At 65.0% G+C, this 22,665-nt stretch carries 19 protein-coding genes and 1 pseudogene; 9 read left to right on the top strand and 11 right to left on the bottom strand.

All coding sequences use genetic code 11. From position 1 onward, the window contains the following. Positions 1-272: pseudogene (locus tag WAO18_RS09830) on the top strand (DNA polymerase Y family protein); the annotation flags it as partial. Positions 273-278: 6 nt separating this feature from the next. Here the strand turns inward: WAO18_RS09830 and WAO18_RS09835 are convergent. Genes WAO18_RS09835 through WAO18_RS09845 form a run of 3 tightly spaced genes read right to left on the bottom strand, consistent with a single transcriptional unit; the run spans position 279 to position 5,374 of the window. Beyond that, a complete protein-coding gene (locus WAO18_RS09835; RefSeq protein ID WP_422205946.1) occupies positions 279-1,325 on the bottom strand; it encodes a nucleoside hydrolase in 1,047 nt (348 codons plus the stop codon). A 24-nt stretch (positions 1,326-1,349) separates the two neighbouring features. After that, positions 1,350-3,302 (bottom strand): SpoIIE family protein phosphatase, encoded by a 1,953-nt coding sequence (locus WAO18_RS09840; protein WP_422205948.1) that lies wholly within the window; start codon positions 3,300-3,302, stop codon positions 1,350-1,352. A 41-nt stretch (positions 3,303-3,343) separates the two neighbouring features. Continuing rightward, positions 3,344-5,374 (bottom strand): SDR family oxidoreductase, encoded by a 2,031-nt coding sequence (locus WAO18_RS09845; protein ID WP_422205950.1) that lies wholly within the window; start codon positions 5,372-5,374, stop codon positions 3,344-3,346. A 168-nt stretch (positions 5,375-5,542) separates the two neighbouring features. On the opposite strand from WAO18_RS09845, the gene WAO18_RS09850 reads away from it, so the two are divergent. Then, a complete protein-coding gene (locus WAO18_RS09850; RefSeq protein WP_422205952.1) occupies positions 5,543-6,109 on the top strand; it encodes a methyltransferase family protein in 567 nt (188 codons plus the stop codon). A gap of 13 nt (positions 6,110-6,122) precedes the next feature. Here WAO18_RS09850 and WAO18_RS09855 read toward each other — a convergent pair whose 3' ends face one another. From WAO18_RS09855 to WAO18_RS09870, 4 genes are all read right to left on the bottom strand, one after another. Continuing rightward, positions 6,123-9,023, bottom strand: coding sequence for an RND family transporter (locus tag WAO18_RS09855; RefSeq protein WP_422205954.1), 2,901 nt, complete (start codon positions 9,021-9,023; stop codon positions 6,123-6,125). Then, positions 9,020-9,466: an MmpS family transport accessory protein gene (locus WAO18_RS09860; protein WP_422205955.1), complete on the bottom strand. Its 447-nt coding sequence runs from the start codon at positions 9,464-9,466 to the stop codon at positions 9,020-9,022. The genes WAO18_RS09855 and WAO18_RS09860 overlap by 4 nt, the downstream gene beginning before the upstream one ends. After that, the gene (locus tag WAO18_RS09865) at positions 9,463-10,068 is read right to left on the bottom strand and encodes a TetR/AcrR family transcriptional regulator (protein ID WP_422205957.1); all 606 of its coding nucleotides are present in this window, start codon (positions 10,066-10,068) and stop codon (positions 9,463-9,465) included. The genes WAO18_RS09860 and WAO18_RS09865 overlap by 4 nt, the downstream gene beginning before the upstream one ends. Before the next feature lie 69 nt (positions 10,069-10,137). After that, the gene (locus tag WAO18_RS09870; RefSeq protein WP_422205959.1) at positions 10,138-10,848 is read right to left on the bottom strand and encodes a histidine phosphatase family protein; all 711 of its coding nucleotides are present in this window, start codon (positions 10,846-10,848) and stop codon (positions 10,138-10,140) included. 178 nt (positions 10,849-11,026) lie between these two features. Between WAO18_RS09870 and WAO18_RS09875 the strand changes: the two genes are divergently transcribed. The 4 genes from WAO18_RS09875 (at position 11,027) to WAO18_RS09890 (ending at position 13,500) form a co-directional block, all read left to right on the top strand. Beyond that, positions 11,027-11,899: a MaoC/PaaZ C-terminal domain-containing protein gene (locus WAO18_RS09875; RefSeq protein ID WP_422205961.1), complete on the top strand. Its 873-nt coding sequence runs from the start codon at positions 11,027-11,029 to the stop codon at positions 11,897-11,899. A 28-nt stretch (positions 11,900-11,927) separates the two neighbouring features. Then, the gene (locus WAO18_RS09880; RefSeq protein WP_422205963.1) at positions 11,928-12,203 is read left to right on the top strand and encodes a hypothetical protein; all 276 of its coding nucleotides are present in this window, start codon (positions 11,928-11,930) and stop codon (positions 12,201-12,203) included. A gap of 93 nt (positions 12,204-12,296) precedes the next feature. Continuing rightward, positions 12,297-13,094, top strand: a complete 798-nt coding sequence (locus tag WAO18_RS09885) for a helix-turn-helix domain-containing protein (RefSeq protein WP_422205964.1) — start codon at positions 12,297-12,299, stop codon at positions 13,092-13,094. Between the two features lie 4 nt (positions 13,095-13,098). Continuing rightward, positions 13,099-13,500 carry a PaaI family thioesterase gene (locus WAO18_RS09890; protein ID WP_422205965.1) on the top strand — a complete coding sequence of 134 codons (402 nt, stop codon included), beginning with the start codon at positions 13,099-13,101 and terminating at the stop codon, positions 13,498-13,500. Here the strand turns inward: WAO18_RS09890 and otsB are convergent, their stop codons facing one another. The 4 genes from otsB to WAO18_RS09910 form a co-directional block, all read right to left on the bottom strand. After that, positions 13,501-14,631 (bottom strand): trehalose-phosphatase, encoded by a 1,131-nt coding sequence (gene otsB, locus WAO18_RS09895; RefSeq protein ID WP_422205967.1) that lies wholly within the window; start codon positions 14,629-14,631, stop codon positions 13,501-13,503. Positions 14,632-14,693: 62 nt separating this feature from the next. Further along, positions 14,694-16,088 carry a WS/DGAT/MGAT family O-acyltransferase gene (locus WAO18_RS09900; RefSeq protein ID WP_422205968.1) on the bottom strand — a complete coding sequence of 465 codons (1,395 nt, stop codon included), beginning with the start codon at positions 16,086-16,088 and terminating at the stop codon, positions 14,694-14,696. A gap of 358 nt (positions 16,089-16,446) precedes the next feature. After that, positions 16,447-17,313, bottom strand: coding sequence for an alpha/beta fold hydrolase (locus WAO18_RS09905; protein ID WP_422205969.1), 867 nt, complete (start codon positions 17,311-17,313; stop codon positions 16,447-16,449). Next, a complete protein-coding gene (locus tag WAO18_RS09910; protein ID WP_422205970.1) occupies positions 17,313-17,840 on the bottom strand; it encodes a peroxiredoxin-like family protein in 528 nt (175 codons plus the stop codon). The genes WAO18_RS09905 and WAO18_RS09910 overlap by 1 nt, the downstream gene beginning before the upstream one ends. Positions 17,841-17,908: 68 nt before the next feature. On the opposite strand from WAO18_RS09910, the gene WAO18_RS09915 reads away from it, so the two are divergent. The 3 genes from WAO18_RS09915 to WAO18_RS09925 all read left to right on the top strand — a co-directional run. Next, positions 17,909-18,526: a TetR/AcrR family transcriptional regulator gene (locus tag WAO18_RS09915; RefSeq protein WP_422205972.1), complete on the top strand. Its 618-nt coding sequence runs from the start codon at positions 17,909-17,911 to the stop codon at positions 18,524-18,526. Next, complete coding sequence (locus tag WAO18_RS09920) at positions 18,516-19,781, top strand: adenylate/guanylate cyclase domain-containing protein (protein WP_422205974.1); 1,266 nt, start codon at positions 18,516-18,518, stop codon at positions 19,779-19,781. The genes WAO18_RS09915 and WAO18_RS09920 overlap by 11 nt, the downstream gene beginning before the upstream one ends. Positions 19,782-19,809: 28 nt before the next feature. Continuing rightward, positions 19,810-22,665: error-prone DNA polymerase (locus WAO18_RS09925; protein ID WP_422205976.1), on the top strand; the 2,856-nt coding region annotated here is incomplete at its 3' end.

The raw sequence follows: 22,665 nt of genomic DNA on the forward strand, positions 1-22,665 counted from the left end.
TTGATGTTCAGGGCAACTCGGTTCGGGTTACCAGCCGTGGACTGTTTTCCGCGGACCCGGCGCGGCTGACTGCCCGTGGCCGCGACGGCCGGCTGCGCTGGTGGGCCGGCCCGTGGCCGGTCGACGAGCGGTGGTGGGATCCGGATCGCGCGACGGGCCGCACAGCCCGTGTGCAGGTACTCCTGGAAGGCGAGCTGACATCCGATCCCGGTACCGCGCTGTTGCTGTGTTACCGCCAGCGGCGGTGGTACCTGGAGGGAATCTACGAGTAGCGCCGGTCAGGCCAGCCGAGCGGCGAACGGCCCCACCCGATCGACGAACCGGCCGAAGAACACCGCTGGGTCGACGCCAATGCCGATCAGCGCGTTGGGCTTTCGACCCCAGCGTCCTGACCAGTCGGTGACCGTCATGCCCCGGGTCAGCGTGCCGGCCAGCTCAACGTCCACCGTGGCTTGCCGGGTGTCGACGAGACCCGGGTCCAGCGCGACCGCTGCAGCCAGCGGGTCGTGCAGATGCGCCAGATAGCCGTGCCCGAGCCGGTGGTAGGACTCCAGGTAGAAGCGGGTCGCATCCTCGATCACCCGAATCAGCGCATTGGGCGATGACGACCGGGTGCCCGGCTCGTCGTCGACGCTCAGCTTGGCGGTAGTCGCGTTCGCCGCGGCTGCCAGCCGGACCAGGATGTCCGGTGTGAGCGCGATATGCCGGGTCACGTCCAGCCCGCACAAGATCGGAAGGCGTTGCGGGTCAACGTCTTCTGTCGACATCGGCGACCAGGCGGCCAAGACCTCGGCGGCCGCTTCGGGATCCACCGCAATATTCCACTCCGCCACCGCATTGGTGTTGCCGCGGTAGTCGTACACGCCGCCCATGATCACCAACCTGCGCAACAGCGTCGGCAGCGCCGGTTCTTTGCGCACTGCCAGCGCCAGGTTGGTCAGCGGCCCGGTGACCAGTCCGATCAGCTCTCCCGGATGCTCATGGGCGGCACGGACCCAAGCCGACGCTGCGTCATCGCCGCAGAGCCGACGATCGGTGGGCGGCAGCTCGGCGTAACCCAGACCTCGTGGTCCATGGACGGCGCTGTCGCCGAGAGGGGCGGGGGAGTTCAATGGCTGGTCGGCGCCTTTGGACACCGGGACACCATCGACACGGCACAGGTCGAGCAGGCCGAGGTTGTTCTCGCAGACTTGTTGCACCCCAACATTTCCGCCGGTTGAGGCGACACCGACCAGTTCGGTCTCCGGACTGGCGAGCAGATAAATCAGCGCGATGGCATCGTCGACGCCGGTGTCGACGTCGGCGAAGACTTGTGCGGCGGCCACCAGGGAGACGATACCTGCCGTCGGCTACTCGACCTGGTCGGCGAAGTCCTCGGTAACGATCGGTAGGCCCACCAGCATCAGGACGTGGTAGGCCGGGGTCCCCGGTGGCGCAATCAAACCAAGATCGCTGCCGTGCTGCCGCGAGCGCTCCAGTGCTTCTGACAAGACCCGCAGCCCGGACGATCCCAGGTGTGTGACCGATGACAGATCGACGCTCAACGGGAAAGTGCCTGAACGACTTTGGCGGGAGATCTGCGTCCCCAACGACGGACCGGTCGCGTTGTCGACATCGCCGGCGATCACCAGCCGACCATCGTCGGCGATCTCCGCTGAGAACTCGGGTGCGCTGGCCTGTTCGGCGACGGGCCCCACCTCGGGGTCGGCGACGATGCGGACCGGCCGGGTCAGCCGGTGCGCAATCGACGCGGTGGTGCCGCTGTCGCTGCCCACCACGCGGCTTTCGGTGGCCAACGCGTCCGCGAGCATCAACCCTCGGCCGCGCATCCCCGGGTCCACCGACGGGGTCTTCCACTGGCCACGGTCGGTCACGGCGGCGTGCACCATGCCGTCGTCGTCCAGCGTTGCGTGGACGTCGATGCCGTCCGCGGGTAGCGAGCGATATCCGTGCTCGAATGAGTTCTCGACGAACTCACAGATGATCTGCACGATGATCAGGACGTCCATGTCGTCGGCGCCGATGTCGGACAGCCAGGCCCGCAGCGCGGCGCGAACCTCTCGCGCTGCGCCGACGTCCGCGTCGACGGTCAGGTTCAGCGGCGGTGGCGGGGTACGCCGCTGCACGGCGAGCAGCGTCACGTCGTCGCTGTAGCCGGTGGTGCGCAGCATCAGCTCCAATGTCTGCGAGCACAACCGCTCCACGGGACGCGTCGAGGTTTCGATCGGGAACGCCGAGCCGTCAACGACCCGCACCGCTACGTCGGCGAACTCGGTGGTGCTTGCGGCAAGCGGACGTCCGGGGCGCTCGATGATGCCGTCGCTGTACAGCAGCACGGCGTCACCGACATCCACGTTGTCGGTGGCGGTGGGGAAGCCGAGCCCACTGCCCAGCGGACCGGCGCCGGTCGGCTCGAGGAATCGTGCGGCCCCGCCGGTGATCAGCAGCGGAGGAGGGTGTCCGGCGGTGCAGTATTCGAAGGCCCCGGTGTGGGTATCGAGGCGGCCGATGCACAGCGTTGCCGCCTTCGATCCCGGCACCGACTTGCTGAATTCGTCTACCGCCGTGAGGCTTTCGGCGATATCTTTGCCGGCCAACAGCTGTAGCCGGATCGCGGTCCGTAGTTGGGCCATCACAGCCGCCGCTTCGACGCCGTGGCCGACGACATCGCCGATGACGAGGAAGGCCGCGCCGCCGTCGCCGGGCATGGCCTCGAACCAGTCGCCCCCGGCGCCGGTGTCCTGCGTGGCAACCAGATATTCGGCAGCGATGTCTGCGCCGGGCAACACCGGTACCGACGGCGAAAGCAGCGCTCGCTGAACCAGAATCGCGAGGTCTCGCACCTGCGTATAACGCTGCGACAGCTCCGCGGCGCGAGCCTCAGCGGCCCTGCGCTCATGCATCTGAGCGGTCCCGTCGGTCAGCGTCACCTGGGTGCCTTCGATCGTCCCGTCCGGGCCCATGCGGGGACTGACCACGATGTCGCCGAATATCTCCCGCATGGTTCCAGATCCGTCGAAGTCGAATTGGAAACGCCAGCCCCGTCCCTGCTGGATCTCGCCGGTGCGAAACACCCGGTTGAGGATGTCGATCAGGTTCTGACCCTCGAATTCGGGGAACAATTCCTGCGCCGGAACCCCGAGTCGTACTGCCGGAAACGCGGCGCGTACCGCCGCGTTTGCGGCCACGTAGCGATGCTCCGGACCTGCGAACGCGACGATGAAACTCGGGAGACTGTCAAATGCCCGTCGGACCAGGCCGGCTTCACCGATCGTGTTGTCCAATTCCGTGTCATCCCCCACGGTTTTCAGGGTAACCCGATCGAAATTGGCGGATGTGGCTATTACCAGTGCACGCCGGGTACCAGACGGACGGCCCACTTGACCGGACCGGGCACCCGAAGACGGGCAACACCAGCACGGACAGGCCGCTTCGGCTGGCGCGACGACTGTTGTTCCACAACACCTTTTGACTCAGCTGGAGCGGCCGGAGCGGTTTCACCGCGTGCGGCCGCCGAATCCGGATAGCCGAGATAGAGCTGGTGCAGGATCCGTCGTGACAGCTTGGGCGTGAAGTAGTGACCGGCGTCGGAAAGGGTGCCCAACGGGGTGTCGATCCGCAACGGCTTGTCGATCAGCCCGCGCACCACCATCGCGGCCGCATGTTCGGCGGAGATCGGGGGAACGGGGTTGAGCCGCCGAGACGGCTTGATCATCGGGGTGGCTACCAGCGGCATGTGGACGTTGGTGAACGTGATGTGGTCCGAAAGTGTCTCGGTGGAAACCACTTCGGAGAACGCGTCGAGCGCGGCCTTGGTGGGCAGATACGAGCTGTACTTGGGGCTGCGGGCCTGCACGCCGGCACTGGACACGTTGACCACGTGACCGAAACGGCGCTCACGCCAATGCGGCAGCAGTGCCAGCACCATGCGCACCGCTCCGAAATAGTTGACGGCCATCACTCGCTCGTAATCATGCAGCCGGTCGGTCTGGTTCACGACGGACCGACGAATCGACCGGCCGGCGTTGTTCACCAGGTAGTCGACGTGATCGAAGCGGCCCAGAATGTCCTTGACGGTGTGTTCCACCGACGCGGAGTCGGTGACATCGCAGGTGAAGGCGTACGCCTGTCCGCCGTTAGCGCGAATCTCGGCAACCAGGTCGTCGAGCGCATCTCCGTTGCGGGCCAGTGCGAAGACCGTTGCCCCCCGTTCGGCGACCGCGATGGCCGATGCCCGGCCGATGCCGCTGGAGGCTCCGGTGATGATTACGTGCCGACCGACCAGCGGTCCGTCTGGGTCGTCACGACGAGCCCGGTCTGGGTCCAGGTGCTCGGCCCAGTAACGCCACAGCGCGGGTGCGTAGCTGCTGAACTCGGGCACTGCAATGCCTGTGCCGCGCAAAGCTTTCTGCGTCTGATCAGAGATGAATGTGGGGGCGAGGTCGACGACGTCGAGGACCTCGCCGGGGATACCGAGTTGAGTGGCGACCATGTTGCGCCAAACCCTGGGCCGGCCACGCACTTTGAGTACCGGTGCCGCCACCGACCGGGGGAGCGAGCCGCGCAGCGGCGGCAGGCCTGCAGCGGCGGCGATCCCGCGGTAGATGCCGCGCAGCCCAATGGTTTTCGGTGCGGTCAGGTGGAAGGTCTGGCTATCGCGACCGTCGGCGTGCAGCAATGCCACGATGGCATCGGCGACGTAGTCGACTGGGACGATGTTGGTGCGCCCGGTGTCGGGCAACATGATCGGCGTCAGCCGGGGCAGCACGGCCAGCTTCGCCAGCGTGCCGAAAAAGTAGTACGGCCCGTCGATCTTGTCCATCTCACCGGTGCGCGAATCGCCCACCACGACCGCGGGCCGGTAGATCCGGTACCGCAGGCCCGCTGTCGAGCGCACCAGCATCTCCGCCTCGAACTTCGTCTGGTGATAAGGCGTCGGGAGCTGCTGGCCGATGTCGAAATCGTCTTCGGTGAATTCGCCGTGGAAATCGCCGGCGACCGCGATCGACGAGACGTGGTGCAGCGTCGCGTCGAGCTGTCTGGCTAGCTCGATGACGGCACGGGTGCCGTCCACGTTGGCTGCGCGCTGCTCGGGTTCGGCGGCGGTGATGTCGTAGATCGCCGCGCAATGCAACACATGATCAACGTCGCCGAGCGCGGCGACGGAGGAGTCGCTCAACCCCAGGCTCGGCTCGGTCAGCTCGCCGACCAGCGGTTTTGCCCGCTCGCCCCAGTGGCCGGCCAGCCGTTCGAAGCGGCCCAGCGATGAGCGGCGAACCAGGATCCATACCTCGGCGTCCGGTCGGGCGTCTAGCAGACGGGACACCACACGGCGCCCAATAAACCCGGTACCGCCGGTAACGACATAACGCATGAGACACATGGTGCGCTCGGCTGGCCCGCACGTCAACGCAGTGTGACGCGTTCGTGCAAACCGCTCAGCTGTTCGCTTCTTGACGAGCTCGGGTCAAGAGCGCATTATTCACCACATGATGACTTCATCAAGCGATGAATTCTTCTGACTCGACGCGAAGGACTTTCGGTGACCGGATATTTAGCCGCTCTGGCGATCGTGCTCCTGCTTGGCACGGTGATAACACGAGTGCTGCTGTTGCGACGGGCCGGGACGCGGGCGATGCACTTCGGAAATCTCGACAAGACAGACTTCTTGATCCCACCCGTGGCGGGGTTCTACTTCTACACGATCTTTGCTGCTGCGTTCCATTGGCCGTTGGTCAGCACGCGGATGTTCTTCTACTCCAACGTCATAGCCTGGATCGGCGTCGGATTGTGCTTCATGGGTCTGCTGGTGTTGTTCGCAAGCCTGGTGTCGTTCGGCAGGAGTTTTAGGGTCGGCATCGACGTCGACCAACCCGACAAGCTGGTAACCACAGGCATTTTCGCCGTAAGTCGCAATCCGATTTATGTTGGGTTCGCGCTGGTGTTGGTCGGTCAGTTCCTGGTGTTTCCCAACTGGGTGCCGTTGGTGTACCTCGCCGCTGGGTTCCTACTGTTCCACCGGCAAGTGTTGCGCGAGGAAAGCTTTATGCGGCAGCACTATTCCCAGGAATACGCGGAGTATTGCCGACGGGTCAGACGGTATCTGTGAGCCGCGGCGAGAGTCAGCGCGACGTCACTGAGGAGTCCTTCTCTTCTGGGTCGTCCCACAGCAGCAACTGACGAACCGCGGTGCGAGAGCCGTAGGGCTGCAACATCTGACTGGCAGGCCGTGGCCGCACACGTTGTGGCCACCAGAACCAGCGACCCAGCATCGCGGCGATGGATGGCGTCATGAACGACCGCACGATCAACGTGTCGAAGAGCAGGCCGAGGCCGATGGTGGTACCGATCTGGCCGAGCACCTGCAAACCGCTGAACACAAAGCCGCACATGGTAATTGCGAACACCAGACCGGCAGCGGTCACCACCGACCCGGAGCCGGCCATCGCGCGGATGATGCCGGTTTTGAGCCCCGCATGGATTTCTTCTTTGAATCGGGAGATCAGTAGCAGGTTGTAGTCGGACCCCACGGCAAGCAGCAGGATGACGGCCAGGGCCAGGACGACCCAATACAACTCGATGCCAAGCAGGTACTGCCAGACCAGCACCGAGAGCCCGAACGAGGCGCCCAACGACAGCGCCACCGTACCGACGATCACGATCGCGGCGACCAGGCTTCGGGTGATCAGCATCATGATCAACAAGATCAGGCTCAGCGAGGCGATGGTGACGATCAGCAGGTCGTAATTCTCCATGTCGCCAATGTCTTTGAAGGTCGCCGCGGTACCGCCGAGATAGAAGCTGGCGCCCGCCAGCGGAGTGTTCTTCACCGCCTCATGCGCGGCGAGCTTGATCGGTTCGACGTGGGAGATGGCGGCGGGCTCTGCCGGATCGCCTTCGTGCGTGATGATCATGCGAGCCGCTTTGCCGTCGGGTGACATGAACAATTTCAGGCCGCGCTTGAAGTCGGGGTTGGTGAAGACCTCCGGTGGCAAGTAGAACAGGTCATCGTTCTTGGCCTTGTCGAATGCCTGTCCCAGCGCCGCGGGATTGTCGTTCGCGGTGGCCGACTGGTTGGCGATCCCGGCATTGGTGGCGAAGTTCTTCAGCACCAGTTCCTGGTTGACTTCTTGACTGGCGATCTGCTGGGGAATCAGCCCGACCAGTTGCGGCTGGATGGCATCGAGTTTGTCCAGGCTTGTGGTCAGGTCTTCGAATTTCTCGGTCAGCTGGTCGATGCTGTCCAGTGCCTCAAAGGTATTGCGCAAGGCGAAGCACACCGGGATGTCATAGCAATGCTTTTCCCAGTAGAAATAGCTGTGGATCGGCCGGAAGAAGTCGTCGAAGTTCGCCAGCTTGTCTCGCACTTCGGTAATGACCGCCAGGGTTTCGTGGAATTTTTGGGTCTCGTCGTGGGTGGCAGAGGCAAGTTGCTGCTGCAGCGCATATTGCTGCTGCAGAATACCGATGGTTTTGCTCAACTCATCGGACTGTCTTAACAAGTCGCGTGCGCGGTCCATTTGGTACTTGAGGTTCTGAACCTGGCCGATGCTTTGCTGGCTGATCTGAAACGCGATCGAGCTGTGGTCCAGCGGGGCGCCCAGCGGCCGGGTGATGGTCTGCACCTGGGCAATACCGGGAATGTGCACCACCCCCTTGGCCACCTTGTCCAAGACGAGCATGTCGGCTGGATTGCGTAGGTCGTGGTCAGCCTCGATCATCAGCAGCTCGGGCTCCAACCGCGCCCGGGAGAAATGCCGCTCGGCAGCGGTGTATCCGACGTTGGCCGCGGCGGTGGTTGGGATGTAGGGCCGGGTGTCGTAACTGGTCTTGTAGCCGGGCAAGGCAAGCAGGCCGATGAGGGCAACGCAAACCGAGACCACCAGAATCGGTGCGGGCCAACGGACGATCGCGGTGCCGATTCGGCGCCAGCCGCGGGTCTGCAACACCCGCTTGGGATCGAAGAGGCCAAAATGACTGGCAATCGTCAGCACGGCCGGCCCAAGGGTGAGCGAGGCCAACAGCGCGATAAGGATCCCGATCGCAGCGGGCAGGCCCAGACTTTGGAAGTAGGGCAGCCGGGTGAAACTGAGGCACGCAACCGCGCTGGCGACTGTCAGGCCAGAGCCGAGCACGACGTGGGATGTGCCGCGATACATGGTGTAGAAGGCGTCTTCTCGCTCTTCGCCGGCTGCGCGCGCTTCGTGATATCGGCCGACGAAAAATATTGCGTAGTCCGTTCCGGCAGCGATCACCAGCAGTGTCAGCAGATTGGTCGCATACGTCGACAGCCCCAGAACCCCCGCATTGCCAAGGAACGCAACGAATCCCCGCGCTGCGGCCATCTCGATCAGGACGGTGACAAGGACCAGGAGTGTGGTGGAAATCGACCGATAGACGAAGAACAGCATCACGGCGATCACACCGATGGTGATCGCGGTGACTTTGTTGGATCCTTTACTGCCTTCGGTGAATTGGTCGGCGATCAGCGGCGCGGCGCCGGTGAGGTACGCCTTGACGCCGTTCGGCGGCTGCATGTGGTCGATGGTGCTGCGGACGGCGTCGACGGACTCGTTGGACAACGCCTCGCCCTGGCTTCCGTTTAGAAATAGTTGGACGTAGGCGGCCTTGCCGTCGCTGCTCTGGGATCCCGCCGCCGTCAGCGTGTCTCCCCAGAAGTCCTGGATGTGCTGAACGTGTTTTTTGTCCTGCTCCAGTTTGTGCACCATCGCGTCATAAAACTTGTGGGCGTCAGCGCCGAGTGGTTTGTCGCCTTCCAGAACGATCATCGCTGAACTGTCGGTGTCGAACTCGTGGAACACCTTGCCGATGTGTTTGAACGCCTGATACGACGGCGCTTCGGGGGAGCTGAGGCCGACGTTGTGCACCCGTCCGACCTCTTCAAGCTGCGGCACAAGGATATTCGGCACCGCGGCTAACGCCACCCAGAACAACAGGATGGGCACCGCTAACCGGTGAATAGTGTGCGCAACACCGGGACGGGGACTGCTGTGATTGGTCATCCGGACTTGTCCAAGCAGAAGGTGTAGGCGCTCACTTCGTTGACGGTCCTTTCGTCTTTGACAACGCCGTTGACGGTGATGCGGCAGCCCAGTGTGTTGCCGTTGCCTTGCGCAACCACGTTGGCGATGACCGCAGGATCGGTGGTCGTGATCGTGTAGGACCACGGCAACGGGGCGTTGTCGACTCGTTGCGGCGCGGCGTGGACGTCCTGGTAGTTGATCGTCGCCGTCGACCCTGGGGAGCCGAACACCTCGTAGATGACTTGCTTGGGGTTGAACGGGACGATCTGGTTGGACATCCCACCGCCGTTCGCGGCGTTCTTATTCGAGCCGAAGGCGTCGTGCAGCTTGAACACGGCGAATCCCGCCAGCGCCACCACCACGACAGCGACCAGGACCATCCACCGCCGTTTGATCAGGCCGGTCAACGAAATCCCTTTCACCCGTTGGCCTTTCGGTGACGCGTGAGGCTCGGAATGATCACTTCGTCGACCAGAGCTTCCACGGTGCGCTCGGTCGGTGGGCGGTTGTGCATGATCGATCGGAAGATCAGATAGCCGGGCAACAGGTCCCAGAGTTCGTCGCTGATCGCGGCGGCGTCGATCTCACCGCGCAGCACCGCGTCGCGCAGGATGTCCTGGATCAGTGCTTTCCGTTGATCCAGGAACTGATGTTGCATCGCATCTTGGAGTGGGGGGTGTCGCGCCACCTCGACGAGCACGGCGCGGATGGTGCCGGCCTGCTCGTGCGTCTGCCGGCTGATCCCGTATCCCAATTGCAGAAGATCGCCGCGCAGCGTGCCGGTCTGCGGGTGAACCGCGATCTGGCGGACGCCCTCGATGAAGGCGGCCAGCACCAGTTCGGCCTTCGACGGCCAGCGCCGGTACACGGTGGCCTTGCTGGCTCGGGCCGCAGCCGCGACGGCGTCCAGCGTCAAGCGGTCGTAGCCGTGCTCCTGCAACAGCTGCAACGTCACCGCGAGCAACTCGGTTTCCCGTGGCGACCAAGGGGACGGCTCCGTGCCGCGCTGGACGGTCTTGGTCACAGCGTTTTACCCTAGGCCCGCAGGGGCAGTACTGTCCAGTACCGTACCGCTAGGCCCCGCGCGCTTCGGTCAGTAGCTGAAGTCGCGAATGCCGTCCCAGTCGACCAACGTCCAGCCTGTCGACGGGCTGCCGGTGATGACCACGCGGCCGAGGTTGGGCAGCCGATGGGTCGTCGCCAGGCTGTCCTTCGGGTTCTTCACGTTCATCAGCGTCCAGTACATGATCGACTCGGCGTGCCCGAACGCCACCGGCTTGCTGTTTCCGCTGTCGTAGATCTTCTGGACAGCGGCAGTGAACTGATCGTTGAACTCGACACCGCTGATCGAGCCCGGGACGGCATCCTTGGTGTCGCCGTTGAGCCAGTCGGCCGGCGCGAGCAGATATGTCAGGTCAGCCCTCTTGGTCGGCGTGTTGTTGTAACGGCCCGCGTCGATTTCGCGCAGCCCGGGCAGGATCTCGACGCTCTTGCCGAGCGCGTGGGCCAGCGGTGCCGCGGTCTGCTGGGTGCGAACCATGTTCGAGGCGTAGATGCCGTCGAAGTTGTTACGGGAGAGTTGGTGGGCGAGTTGCTCGGCCTGGCCCTGGCCCTCCTCGGTGAGGCTCGGTCCAGGGATGTCGGTGTTGATGACGTGTTGGGCGTTGCTCTGCGACTCGCCATGCCGGATGAAGGTCAAGGTGATGCTGCGTACGTGCGGCGATCCCGAACATGCGCCGACGGCGATGACGGCGGCGAGTGCGGCGGCAGCCTTCCAGATGACGGTGCGGGTGCGGTTGCGCATGTGGATAGCCTGCCTTGCCGAGGGCATCGACGTGATGCGTTTGCCAGGGTTGGGTCCAGAAATCGGGCCCGCGGGCGCACTACGCCCACCACATCGGTGAGTGATGGAATGGCGTGGAACGGACAAGCCGCCCCATGTAATCCGATCCAGTGAAAACCTGACCGAAGAGGAGACCCGAATGGCGATCGACCCGAATGCCGTCGGTGCGACGACCGAACCCATGTTGTTCGAGTGGACCGACCGCGACACCTTGCTCTACGCGCTCGGTGTGGGCGCCGGACTCGAAGATTTGTCATTCACCACCGAAAACAGCCATGACATCGACCAGCAGGTGCTGCCCACGTACGCGGTGATCTGCTGCCCGGCGTTCGGCGCGGCGGGCAAGGTCGGATCGTTCAATTGGGCCATGCTTCTGCACGGTTCGCAGGGCATCCGGCTGCACGCACCGCTGCCGGCCGCCGGCAAGCTGTCGGTGGTCACCGAGGTGACCGACATCCAGGACAAGGGCGAGGGCAAGAACGCGATCATCATGTTGCGCGGCCGCGGCAGCGATCCCGACACGGGCACACTGATCGCCGAGACGCTCACCACGCTGGTGATCCGCGGGGAGGGTGGCTTCGGAGGACAGCCCGGTGAGCGCCCGGTCGCACCCGAAATCCCGGACCGCGAGCCCGACGCCCGCGTCGCTCTGCCGACCCGTGAAGACCAGCCGCTGATCTACCGGCTTTCCGGCGACCGGAATCCGCTGCACAGCGACCCATGGTTCGCCAAGGAGCTGGCCGGCTTCCCCAAGCCGATCATGCACGGCCTGTGCACCTACGGGTTCTCCGGCCGCGCGCTGATCGCCGAACTCGGCAACGGCGACGCCAGCGCCATCACGGCGATCGATGCGCGGTTCACCAAACCGGTATTTCCCGGCGAGACGCTGACGACGCTGATCTGGCGCACCGAGCCCGGCAAAGCGGTGTTCCGCACCGAGGCTTCCGGCGCGCACGGCAGCGATGCGCGGCTGGTGCTCGAGGATGGCGCGGTGGAGTACACCGAGGTTTAACGGGGCCGTCTACGTGGCAGCCTGCGTCATGACATTCAAACTCACCTATAGCGACGGGCAATCCACGGACTACGACGACAGCACCAAGTGGGAAGTCGACAACGGGGTCGTCAAGTTGGGCCGCGACGAGGGCGACTGGACAGTCTTCGTCTCCCCGAGCCATTGGGCGACGCTGGAACTGGAAACCGGCGAAGACAAGGGCAACGGCGACGACAACAAGGACAAGGAGAAGGACGACAAAAAGAAGGACGACAAGAAGTCAGACGACGACGACAAAGACAAAGACAAAGACAAAGACAGCTGACGCCGCTCCGCGACTATGAATGCCGCCCCTAACGCCCCGATCATTACCCGGCAGGTAATCGTGGCGATGATGTAGCGCGGCTAGCATCGGGCGATGACGACCCTGGCCCGCAGCTCTCGGGCAGCACCCGCAGTCGGCCAGCTACTGCGCGAATGGCGCGAGCGGCGCCGAATAAGCCAGCTCGATTTATCGATTCAAGCCGAGATCTCAGCTCGCCATCTCAGTTTCGTGGAGACCGGCCGCTCGCAACCGACCCCGGGAATGATCCTGCGGCTCAGCGAGCAACTCGACGTGCCACTGCGTGAGCGGAACGCGTTGCTACTGGCCGGTGGTTACGCGCCCGCCTATCCCGAGCACTCGCTCGACGAGCCGGAGATGACAAGGTTGCGGGCTGCCTTGCGTCAGATCCTCAGCGGTCACGAGCCGTACCCCGCGCTGGTCGTCAATCGGTGGTGGGAAATACTCGACGGCAACTCCGCCATCGCGTTGCTCACCGACGGATGCGACCCCGCACTGCTGACGCCGCCAGTGAACGCGTTGCGGGTCTCACTGCATCCGGACGGCATGGCAGCGCGGATCGCGAATCTGCCCGAGTGGCGCGCGCATATCCTCGAACGCCTGCACCGTCAAGCTCAGACCACGCGAGACCCGAGGCTGACCGAGTTGCTCACGGAGTTGTCGGGTTATCCGGGCGGGGAGGCCGAGCGCCCCGCGCTCACCGACGTCGCGGTTCCGTTGCGGTTGCAGCACCGCGGGAAAGAGTTGGCATTCTTCAGCATGACCGCGGTCGTCGGCGCGCCGTTGGACGTTACGGTCGCCGAAGTGGCGATCGAATCCTTCTATCCGGCCGATGCGGATACCGCTGACGCCCTGCACGCCCTGGGAAAGTGAGCCGATGACCGACGCTGCCGCAACCGAAATGATCCACGGGCTGGTTCCGCTGGCCGTGACGCTGGGCATCACCGCAGACATGGCGGGCCCCGAAGAGGTTGTGCTGAGCCTGGATTGGGCGCCCAACTTGACGACCGGCGGCAACGTGCTGCACGGCGGAATCGTGATGGCACTGGCGGACACGTCCGGCGCAGTGTGCGCATTCCTGAATCTCCCGGAGGGCGCAAGCGGCACCACCACCATCGAATCCAAGACCAATTTCTTTGCCGCGACTCGTTCCGGCACGGTCAAGGCGCACAGCCGCCCGCTGCACGTCGGGCGGCGCGTCATCGCCGTCGAAACGGAGATCCGTGCCGAAGACGGCAGAATTGCCGCCAAAACCATTCAGTCGCAGGCGGTCCTGTAATCAGTGCGGAAGCTGGCGCGCGAGCTGCTCGATGAATTCCCGCACCCTGTCCGGGTCGTCCAGCGCGTAGCGGGCGGCGGTGGCGCGGTCCCCGTCGTCGCTGTGACGCACCAGGATTGCGATGCCGTCATCGTCTACCGCGTCGAAGGCATCCTCGTCGGTGATGTCGTCGCCGAGGTAGATCGGCACCAGCGAGCCTGCTCCTTCATTGTCACGGATGTAGTCGAGCACCCAACGCAGCGTTCTTCCCTTGTCCCAGTCGATATTTGGGCGTAGCTCGATGACTTCACGGCCCGTCGTGACGCGAAGGGCAGTTCGCTGCCCGGCGCTTCGCACCGCCGCGGTCACCTCGCCGACCCGGTCACGGGCGGCGTTGCGGTAGTGCACCGCAACGCCGAATCGCTTGTGCTCCACGACCACACCCGGAATGTGACCGATCTGGTCGCCCAGTGCGGCGGCCGCTTCCGCCAACACCGGGATACTCGCGGCCGCCTCCGGGTTCTGGTGGTGCGCGCCGTCGGGTCCGGTCAGCTCAAAGCCGTGGCTGCCCGCGTACCAGATGCCGGGTAGGCCGATCCGATCTCGCACGTCGGCCAGGTCGCGTCCGCTCAGAATCGCCACCGGACACGCAGTGTGCAGCGACGTCAACGCGTCGGCAGCCCCGTCGACCAGCTGGGCGGCGTCGGGGTTCTCGACGATCTGGGACAGTGTCCCGTCGAAGTCGAAGAAAACCGCGGGGTGTCGATCTGCCACCAGGCTCAGGGCTCCCAGCCCATCGGGCAGTTCGGACATTCGCCGATCGCCGGTGCGGACACCGATCTCGTTCAGATCCCGGAGCACGGCATCGGCGCCGCGGCTACGCAGTTGATCGCCGGGCCCGGTCGGGTCGATCCCGATCACCAGGGCGAATCCACCGGCCCGAGCCGCCGTCACACCGTTCTCGGTCGAGGTGACGACGGCGCACCGGCCCGGCCGCACCGCGAGCCGGTCGGCCGTCTCGATCAGCGCGGCGGCACCGGAGCTCTCGACGCTCAGACGGGCGTCGCGCAGTCGCGTCGCGAGGGCGTCGGCTGGGTCGTCCAGCTCGAGTAGCACCGCGTCGAGGCGGCGCGGGTCGATGATGACCGACATTCGCCGCCCTGCCTTCCCGGCCCCGCCGTCGCGGCGCCGGTAGTCAGGTTAGTCGGTGATCGTCAGACCGATTTCTTGTCGAACAGCAGGATCGAGTCCTGGCTGAGCATGTCCAGGCGCGCCACGGCGATCTTGATCCCGTCGGCGAGTTCGTCGATGTCGGTTCCGGCGTCGTAGTCGGCGGTGATCCCGAACACCAGGTCATCTGCGTAGCTCAGGACCGCGACGCCGGTGCGTAGCTGCAGTGCGATCGGCGGGATCGGCAGTAGGCGGGCCACCTTGCTGTCCATCATCTCCAGCTGGCGGCATGGCCCCGGGACATTGGTGGCCAGCGTCACGATGCCGCGCTGGGGCAGCCTGGTGAGCAATCGAATTGCCCACGAGGACAACATGAACGGGATATAACTGGTCGCCGACACCGCCATACTGCCGGCCTGCCGCTGCCCGCCATGCTTGGCCCGGGTCAGCCGGCTGTGCACCGTGCGCAATTGCTGGATCGGGTCGGCCTGCTCGACCGGCAGATAGGGCAGCATGACTGAAAGTCGATTGCCCGGCGTGTCGAGCGCGTCGGCCGCGCGCACCGATACCGGCACCAGCGTCCGCAGCGAGTCGGGCCGGAGCTCTTCGCCGCGGCGCAACAGGACACAGCGAAAACCCTCGGTGATCGCCGCGAGCGCGACGTCGTTGACGGTCACGTCGAACTTGCGGCAGACCTGTTCCACGTCGGCGAGCGGAACCCGCACCGCACGATAACGGCGCATCGCCGTGACCGGCCCCACCAGCGACGATCCGCCCATCGGCCGCAACAAGCCGGCGGCGATTTCGGCCGCGCCGCTCACCGTGCGCGCGGCCATCTCGGTAAAGCCGGTGGCTGTTCGCCAGAGGTTGTCCAGCTGAGTGTTGCGCGGCGTGGGGTCCGGTACCGGCTTCAGGTGCTTGCGTGCGCGTGGCCGCTTGGCGACGACGGGACGTGCGAACGCATCTCCGTCGATGTCGTCGCACAGTCGGGTGAGGATGCGGGTCGCCGAGATTCCGTCGGCCATGCAGTGGTGGATCTTCATCAGGATCGCCCAGCGATTGCCCTTCAGGCCCTCGATCACCGAGCATTCCCAGAGCGGGCGATCCCGGTCCAGCCGGCGCTCCATTACGTCGGCGACAACGCGAAACAGCTCGGTGTCATCGCCGGGCCGCGGAACTGCGAGTCGGCGCACGTGCCGGCTGAGGTCGAATGCCGGATCGTCGACCCACGTTGGCGCACCGACATCGAAGGGCTGGGTGCGCAGCAGCTGCATGCACCGCGGTATTGCCCGGATCCGTTCCCCCAGAACATCTTTGAACTCACCGTAGTCGGGTGTGGCGCCCTCGATGATCGCGACTCCGCCGATCGCCAAACTGACGTTGCGGTCCGAGTCCTCCGCCATGAGGAAACCCGCATCGAGCGCATTGAGTTGCTCCACGACTCATCACCGCCGTTTCACTGCTGGGGAGTACGTTCCGAGTATTGACGGTGACCAGCGGTCAGTGGTGGCTGCGAGATTAATTCATGTAAACAACTGACGTCGATTGTGTGGCAACGCAGTTCACCGGATTCGACACGTGCAGAAGACCAGCCCCCGGCTGAGAATCTCTGAGCGTTTTCTCACGACCCGCCAAGGGTGTTCCCGCGCAGAACATTTCAGTGTTATGGGTTGGTCGTCGGCGTGGAGAACCAGCGGCCACGCTCGAGATTGTGAGCCACGCGGGTCATCACGCGGGCGAATATCGGCGGCAGTACCACGTGATGGCGCACCAGCGATTGGGCAGGCGGAAGCCGCGTCATCGCGCAGTGCGCGTAAGGCGGCAGACGGCGTCGGCGATCTCCTCGGGGCAATCTTCTTGCACGAAGTGTTTGCCCGGCAGCAGTAAAGCGTCATCGAGCCCGGCTGCAAGTTGTGCTTGTACGCCGTAGCGCCGCCAGCTCAGCATGCGATCGCGCACGCCCCACACCACCTGCGCCGGATACCGCCTGTCGCGCAACGCCGCCAGGTAGAGGTGCTGTTTGTCGGCGGTCGCCTCGAAGCCTCGCATGATCTGCAGAAAGGCGCGGCCGCCGTCGTTGCCGAGCAACAGCGGTACATAGCAAGCGATTTCGCCGGTCGGCACCCGTCGAGTCACGCCCACGGCTTGCATCAATCCTACGAACATGCCCGGTAGCCTTACGCATTTCAGCCACGCCTCACCCACGACCGGATGTGCGAACGGCTCCATCACCCATGGCCGGTGGAAGGATTCGACGGCGATAGTCGTGTTGAGGATCGTCAGGGACCGAACGCGATCCGGCTGGGCGGCGGCCACCTCGAGCCCGATCGGACCGCCGATGTCGTGAACAACCAAGTGAAAGCGATCCAGCCCCAGCGCGTCGATCGCCGATTCGAGCCAGCGGCCCAGACCGGTCCAGGTGTAGTCGGCGTCCGTGGGCCGCTCGGCGAAACCGAGCCCGGGAAGATCGACCGCGACGCCGCGCAATCCCCGGGCCGCCAGCGCGGGCACCACCTTGCGGTAGAGGTACGCCGAGGCGGGCACCCCGTGCACGCATACCACCGCCTCGCCGTCGGGCGGGCCCGCATCGAGCACGAACGAGCCGATGCCGGCGGCGGTGAAGGCTCGGCCCGATGCTCGGTACCGCTCCAGCAGCGGCGACATCAAGCAGTGGCCAGCTTGAGGAGTTCGTCCACCGACCACTGATCGTCGGCGTGCTCGCCGTACTTACGCGCAATCACCGCGCCGTCCGGGGCGATCAGGAAATCGGCCGGCATCCCCAGGTGATTCTCGGTGGGGCCCAGCATCCCGGCGACTGACCGCGCCTGTCGCACGCCCCGCCCGACGGCACGCAGCACGTCCCGGCTGAGCAGCCCGCGGATCGAGTTGTGCACGCCGAACTCGTCGTACAGCTTGCGATCGGGGTCGGCCACCACAGCGAAGGGCAGCTCGGCCAGGTAGCGGCGAAGCCGATCGGCGGAGGAATGAAAAACCACCACCTCGGTGACTCCGGTCTTGGTGATTTCGTCGTGCCGAGCTGCCACCTCGTGCATGTGCAGGTTGCAGATCGGGCAGCCGGCGAACCGCCGGAACTGAAGGTGCACGAGTCCGTCGACGGAGGGAAGCGCAACACCGCCGCCCTCGACCGTTGTCAGCGTCCGTGCCTTGATTGTGTCGCCCGCGTTCAGCACAGCGCCTCCATTTATTGAGTCGATCAACTCCATACCTGGATCTGGAGTATTGAGTAGACTCACTTCAAATGTCAAGCACCGCCGAAGCCAGCCCACGCCGCCCCGGACGCCCCGCGCAGTTCGATCGTGACACCGCGCTGTCCGCGCTGCTCTGGTTGTTGTGGAGCAAGGGCTACGACGCTGCCACCCAGGAGGAAATGCTCGCCGTAACCGGGCTGTCCTCCTCGACGCTGTATCGATCGTTCGGGACCAAGGCCGACATCCTCGAAGCCGCACTGGCGCGTTATCTGGCCTGGGCCGACGAAATGTTCGCCCCGCTGGAACAGGGCGGGCGGGGCGTGGCAGACGTGAACGCATTTTTCGACCACCTCCAAGCACTGCTTGTGGGCCCGATGAGTACCGCCGGGTGTCTGGTGTGGAACACCATGCAGAACCCGGTCAGCGGCGACCCGCGGATCAAAAACTTGACCGAACGGCACATGCAACGGCTGCGGCGGGGCCTGAGCGCGGCGCTCCAGCGCGCCGCCGACGCCGGGGAGCTACCGCCATCGGCGCCGACATACCTTGCTGACGCCCTGCGCGCCGGGGTGCTGGGTGTGCAGGCACGCGGGCGTGCCGGCGACACCGAAGACGCGATCACCATGCTGGACGGCCTGCGCGGATTGCTGGGCCACGGTGAGCCTTAAGGCGCAGAGACCCGGTTGCGAAGTAGCCCGCAACCGGCACTACAACCGGGCCACCGTGCAACGCCGGCGGCTGCTCGGCGTTGCGACCGTCATCGGTGCCACGGTCACCGCGGGCTTCGGCATCATGCAGATGGTCTTCAGTCAGGGCTTCGGATACCTCGGATGGGTCAACCTCGGCACCGCGGCCCTCTACGCGGTCATCCCGTTGTTGTATCGATTCGGCGATCTTGTCGCGCCGCTCGCGCTGATGACGGTGGCGTATCTGTCGATGACGTTCCTGTGCTGGCACCTCGGCACCGGCACCGGTGTTCAGTTCTACTTCCTGAGCGCAGCCGTAACAGCGGTCATGCTGCTCGGCGTCGAGCGCATCGGGCTTGCCATCGCAATGGCGGCCATCGGTGTGGGCCTGGTCATCGTCATCGAATTCGCCGTGCCGCACGACACCGGCGCCGAGGCTGCATGGTTCATCACCGTGGGATTCATCGTCAACACCATCGCGGCAGGCGCACTGGCAGTCGCGGTGGTCTGGTACGGCCTTCGTCAGATCGCCAGCGCCGAGGCGGCGATGGATCAGGAGTACGCACGATCCGAGGCGCTGCTGGCCAACATCTTGCCGGCCAGCATCGCCCAACGCCTCAAAGACCGCTCCGGCTCGGTCATCGCCGACAAATACGACGACGCTTCCATCCTTTTCGCGGACATCGCGGGCTACACCGAGCGGGCCGGAGATACGTCACCGGAAGAGCTGGTCGCCTTCCTCGATGACCTCTACACCAGCCTGGACGTGCTGGTGGCCCGGCACGGTCTGGAGAAGATCAAAACCAGCGGCGATGCCTACATGGTGGTCAGCGGCGTCCCACGTCCACGTCCGGACCACGTCGAGGCCCTGGCCGATCTTGCGCTCGACGTCGCGGATGCCGTTGCCGGACTTACTGATTCGCGCGGGCGTGCGGTACCGCTGCGGATCGGTTTGGCGAGCGGACCGGTAGTAGCCGGTGTGGTCGGATCGCAGCGCTTCTTCTACGACGTGTGGGGCGACGCAGTCAATGTCGCATCGCGGATGGAGTCGACGGCGGCTCTCGGGTGTATCCAGGTACCGCAGCCGGTTTACGAGCGACTCAGCGATCGCTTTGTCTTCCAGGACCGCGGTGACGTCGACGTCAAAGGAAAAGGCCTCATGCACACCTGGTACCTGGTCGGCCGACAAAGCGACCGGATTGGCGCTGCGGCCGAGGTCGAACAGCCGATGAGATAATCGAACATATATTCGATAGACTGGGTTGGTGGGTTGGAGCAACGGGCCGCCTGGCTGGTCGGAGATGGAGCGGGTGCTCTCCGGTAAGCCGCGCCGTTCCGGCACGCCAACGGTGTGGACTCCGGCGGATGAGGCGCCATGGTCGCGCAAGCGGGTGGCATATCAGCCGCCGGACGAAGACCGGCCGATGCGCTCATCCGTCCCATACGCCGAGTTGCACGCGCATTCGGCGTACAGCTTTCTCGACGGGGCCAGCGCGCCGGAGGAACTGGTCGAGGAGGCGGTGCGGCTCGGTCTGCGGGCCATCGCCCTGACCGACCACAACGGCCTCTACGGGGCGGTGCGGTTTGCCGAGGCGGCGGTGGAATTAGACATGCGCACGGTGTTCGGCGCCGAGTTGTCGTTGGGATCCGGTGCCAGGACCGACGATCCCGATCCGGCGGGCCCGCATCTGCTGGTGTTGGCACGCGGGCCGGAAGGCTATCGACGACTGTCGCGCCAGCTTGCCGCGGCGCATCTGGCCGGCGGTGAGAAAGGCAAGCTGCGCTTCGACTTCGATGCGCTCACCGACGCGGCGGGCGGGTACTGGCACATCTTGACCGGTTGCCGCAAAGGCCACGTCCGCTCCGCCCTGGCCGCCGGTGGACCGGAGGCAGCCTCGACGGCGTTGGCCGATCTGGTGGACCGGTTCGGCTCCGATCGGGTCAGCGTCGAGCTGACCCACCACGGCTGCCCTGGCGATGATGACATCAACGCTCAAATGGCTTTGTTGGCACAACGATTCGGCCTTAGCAGCGTCGCGACCACTGGCGCGCATTTCGCCGCGCCGTCGCGGCGCCGGTTGGCGATGGCCATGGGCGCGATACGCGCCAGGCAATCGCTGGACGAGGCCGCCGGCTGGCTGGCTCCGCTGGGCGGGTCGCATCTTCGCTCCGGTGAGGAGATGGCGCGGCTGTTCGCGCAGTGCCCCGACGCGGTGACCGCCGCGGCCGAACTCGGCGAGCAGTGCGCATTCGGTCTGGCGCTCATCGCTCCGCAATTGCCGCCGTTCGACGTTCCGCCCGGACATACCGAAGACAGCTGGTTGCGCGAGCTGGCGATGGCCGGGGCCCAGCGTCGCTACGGTCCGCGCGCCCATGCACGCCAGGCGTATGGCCAGATCGAGCGTGAACTGAACATCATTGCGCAACTGCAGTTTCCAGGTTACTTCCTGGTGGTCTACGACATCACCCGGTTCTGCCGGGAGAACAACATCCTGTGTCAGGGCCGGGGATCGGCGGCCAATTCGGCAGTCTGCTATGCCCTGGGCGTCACCGCCGTCGATCCGGTTGCCAATGAGCTGTTGTTCGAGCGGTTCCTATCGCCGGTCCGCGACGGTCCACCCGACATCGACATCGACATCGAGTCGGATCAGCGCGAAAAGGTCATCCAATACGTCTACGACAAGTACGGCCGCGACTATGCGGCTCAGGTCGCCAACGTGATCACCTATCGCTCCCGGATTGCGGTGCGCGACATGGCTCGTGCCCTTGGGTTCTCGCAGGGCCAGCAGGACGCGTGGAGCAAGCAGATCAGCCACTGGAGTGGACGCCCGTCGGATATCGAGGACATTCCCGAGCAGGTGATCGAGCTGGCCGACCAGATCCAGAACCTGCCTCGGCACATGGGCATCCACTCCGGCGGCATGGTTATCTGCGATCGGCCGATCGCCGACGTCTGCCCGGTGGAATGGGCACGCATGGAGAACCGCAGCGTTCTGCAGTGGGACAAAGACGATTGCGCAGCAATCGGTTTGGTGAAATTCGACCTGCTCGGTCTTGGCATGCTTTCGGCGCTGCACTATGCCATCGACCTGGTAGACGAGCACAAAGGCATCAAGGTCGACCTGGCCACGTTGGACCTGTCCGAAGCGGCGGTGTACGAAATGTTGCAGCGCGCGGATTCCGTCGGGGTGTTCCAGGTGGAATCGCGCGCGCAGATGGCCACCCTGCCGCGGCTGAAGCCACGGGTGTTCTATGACCTGGTGGTCGAGGTGGCGTTGATCCGCCCCGGACCCATTCAGGGTGGTTCGGTGCACCCGTATATCCGGCGGCGCAACGGCCTCGACCCGGTCGTGTACGACCATCCGTCGATGGAGTCCGCTCTGCGGAAGACGTTGGGAGTGCCGCTGTTTCAGGAACAGCTGATGCAGCTCGCGGTGGACTGCGCCGGCTTTACCGGCGCCGAGGCCGATCAGCTGCGCCGTGCCATGGGATCCAAGCGGTCGACCGAACGCATGCAGCGGTTGCGCAGCCGGTTTTTCGACGGCATGCGGGACTTACACGGCGCTTCTGACGAGGTGATCGACCGGGTCTACGAAAAGTTGGAGGCGTTCGCGAATTTCGGCTTCCCCGAAAGCCATTCGCTGAGCTTCGCGTCGCTGGTCTTCTATTCGTCGTGGTTCAAGCTGCATCACCCCGCGGCGTTCTGCGCCGCGCTGCTGCGTGCGCAGCCGATGGGCTTCTACTCGCCGCAGTCGCTGGTGGCCGACGCCCGCCGGCACGGCGTCACGGTGCACGGTCCGTGCGTGGCCGCCAGCCTGGTGCATGCCACGCTGGAGAACTCCGGAACCGAGGTGCGGCTGGGGCTGGGCGGCGTCCGTCACATCGGTGAAGACCTGGCCGAAAGGCTGGTCGAAGAACGAAAAGCGCACGGCTCCTTCGATTCTCTACTGGATATGACGACCCGAGTCCAGCTGTCCGTGCCGCAGACCGAGGCGCTGGCCACCGCGGGGGCGCTGGGCTGCTTCGGGATCACCCGCCGCGAAGGATTGTGGGCGGCAGGGGCGGCAGCCACCCAGCGGCCGGACCGGCTGCCTGGTGTCGGCGCATCGTCGAATGTCCCG

Source organism: Mycobacterium sp. (genome assembly GCF_049278535.1).
In the GTDB taxonomy this organism is placed as follows: domain Bacteria; phylum Actinomycetota; class Actinomycetes; order Mycobacteriales; family Mycobacteriaceae; genus Mycobacterium.

Coding starts and splice junctions, on each gene's coding strand:
- WAO18_RS09845 (WP_422205950.1), bottom strand. CDS start 5,374: ATGCGTTATGTCGTTACCGGCGGTACCGGGTTTATTGGGCGCCGTGTG.
- otsB (WP_422205967.1), bottom strand. CDS start 14,631: ATGTCGGTCATCATCGACCCGCGCCGCCTCGACGCGGTGCTACTCGAG.
- WAO18_RS09915 (WP_422205972.1), top strand. CDS start 17,909: ATGTCAAGCACCGCCGAAGCCAGCCCACGCCGCCCCGGACGCCCCGCG.
- WAO18_RS09885 (WP_422205964.1), top strand. CDS start 12,297: ATGACGACCCTGGCCCGCAGCTCTCGGGCAGCACCCGCAGTCGGCCAG.
- WAO18_RS09875 (WP_422205961.1), top strand. CDS start 11,027: ATGGCGATCGACCCGAATGCCGTCGGTGCGACGACCGAACCCATGTTG.
- WAO18_RS09855 (WP_422205954.1), bottom strand. CDS start 9,023: ATGACCAATCACAGCAGTCCCCGTCCCGGTGTTGCGCACACTATTCAC.
- WAO18_RS09905 (WP_422205969.1), bottom strand. CDS start 17,313: ATGTCGCCGCTGCTGGAGCGGTACCGAGCATCGGGCCGAGCCTTCACC.
- WAO18_RS09880 (WP_422205963.1), top strand. CDS start 11,928: ATGACATTCAAACTCACCTATAGCGACGGGCAATCCACGGACTACGAC.
- WAO18_RS09890 (WP_422205965.1), top strand. CDS start 13,099: ATGACCGACGCTGCCGCAACCGAAATGATCCACGGGCTGGTTCCGCTG.
- WAO18_RS09870 (WP_422205959.1), bottom strand. CDS start 10,848: ATGCGCAACCGCACCCGCACCGTCATCTGGAAGGCTGCCGCCGCACTC.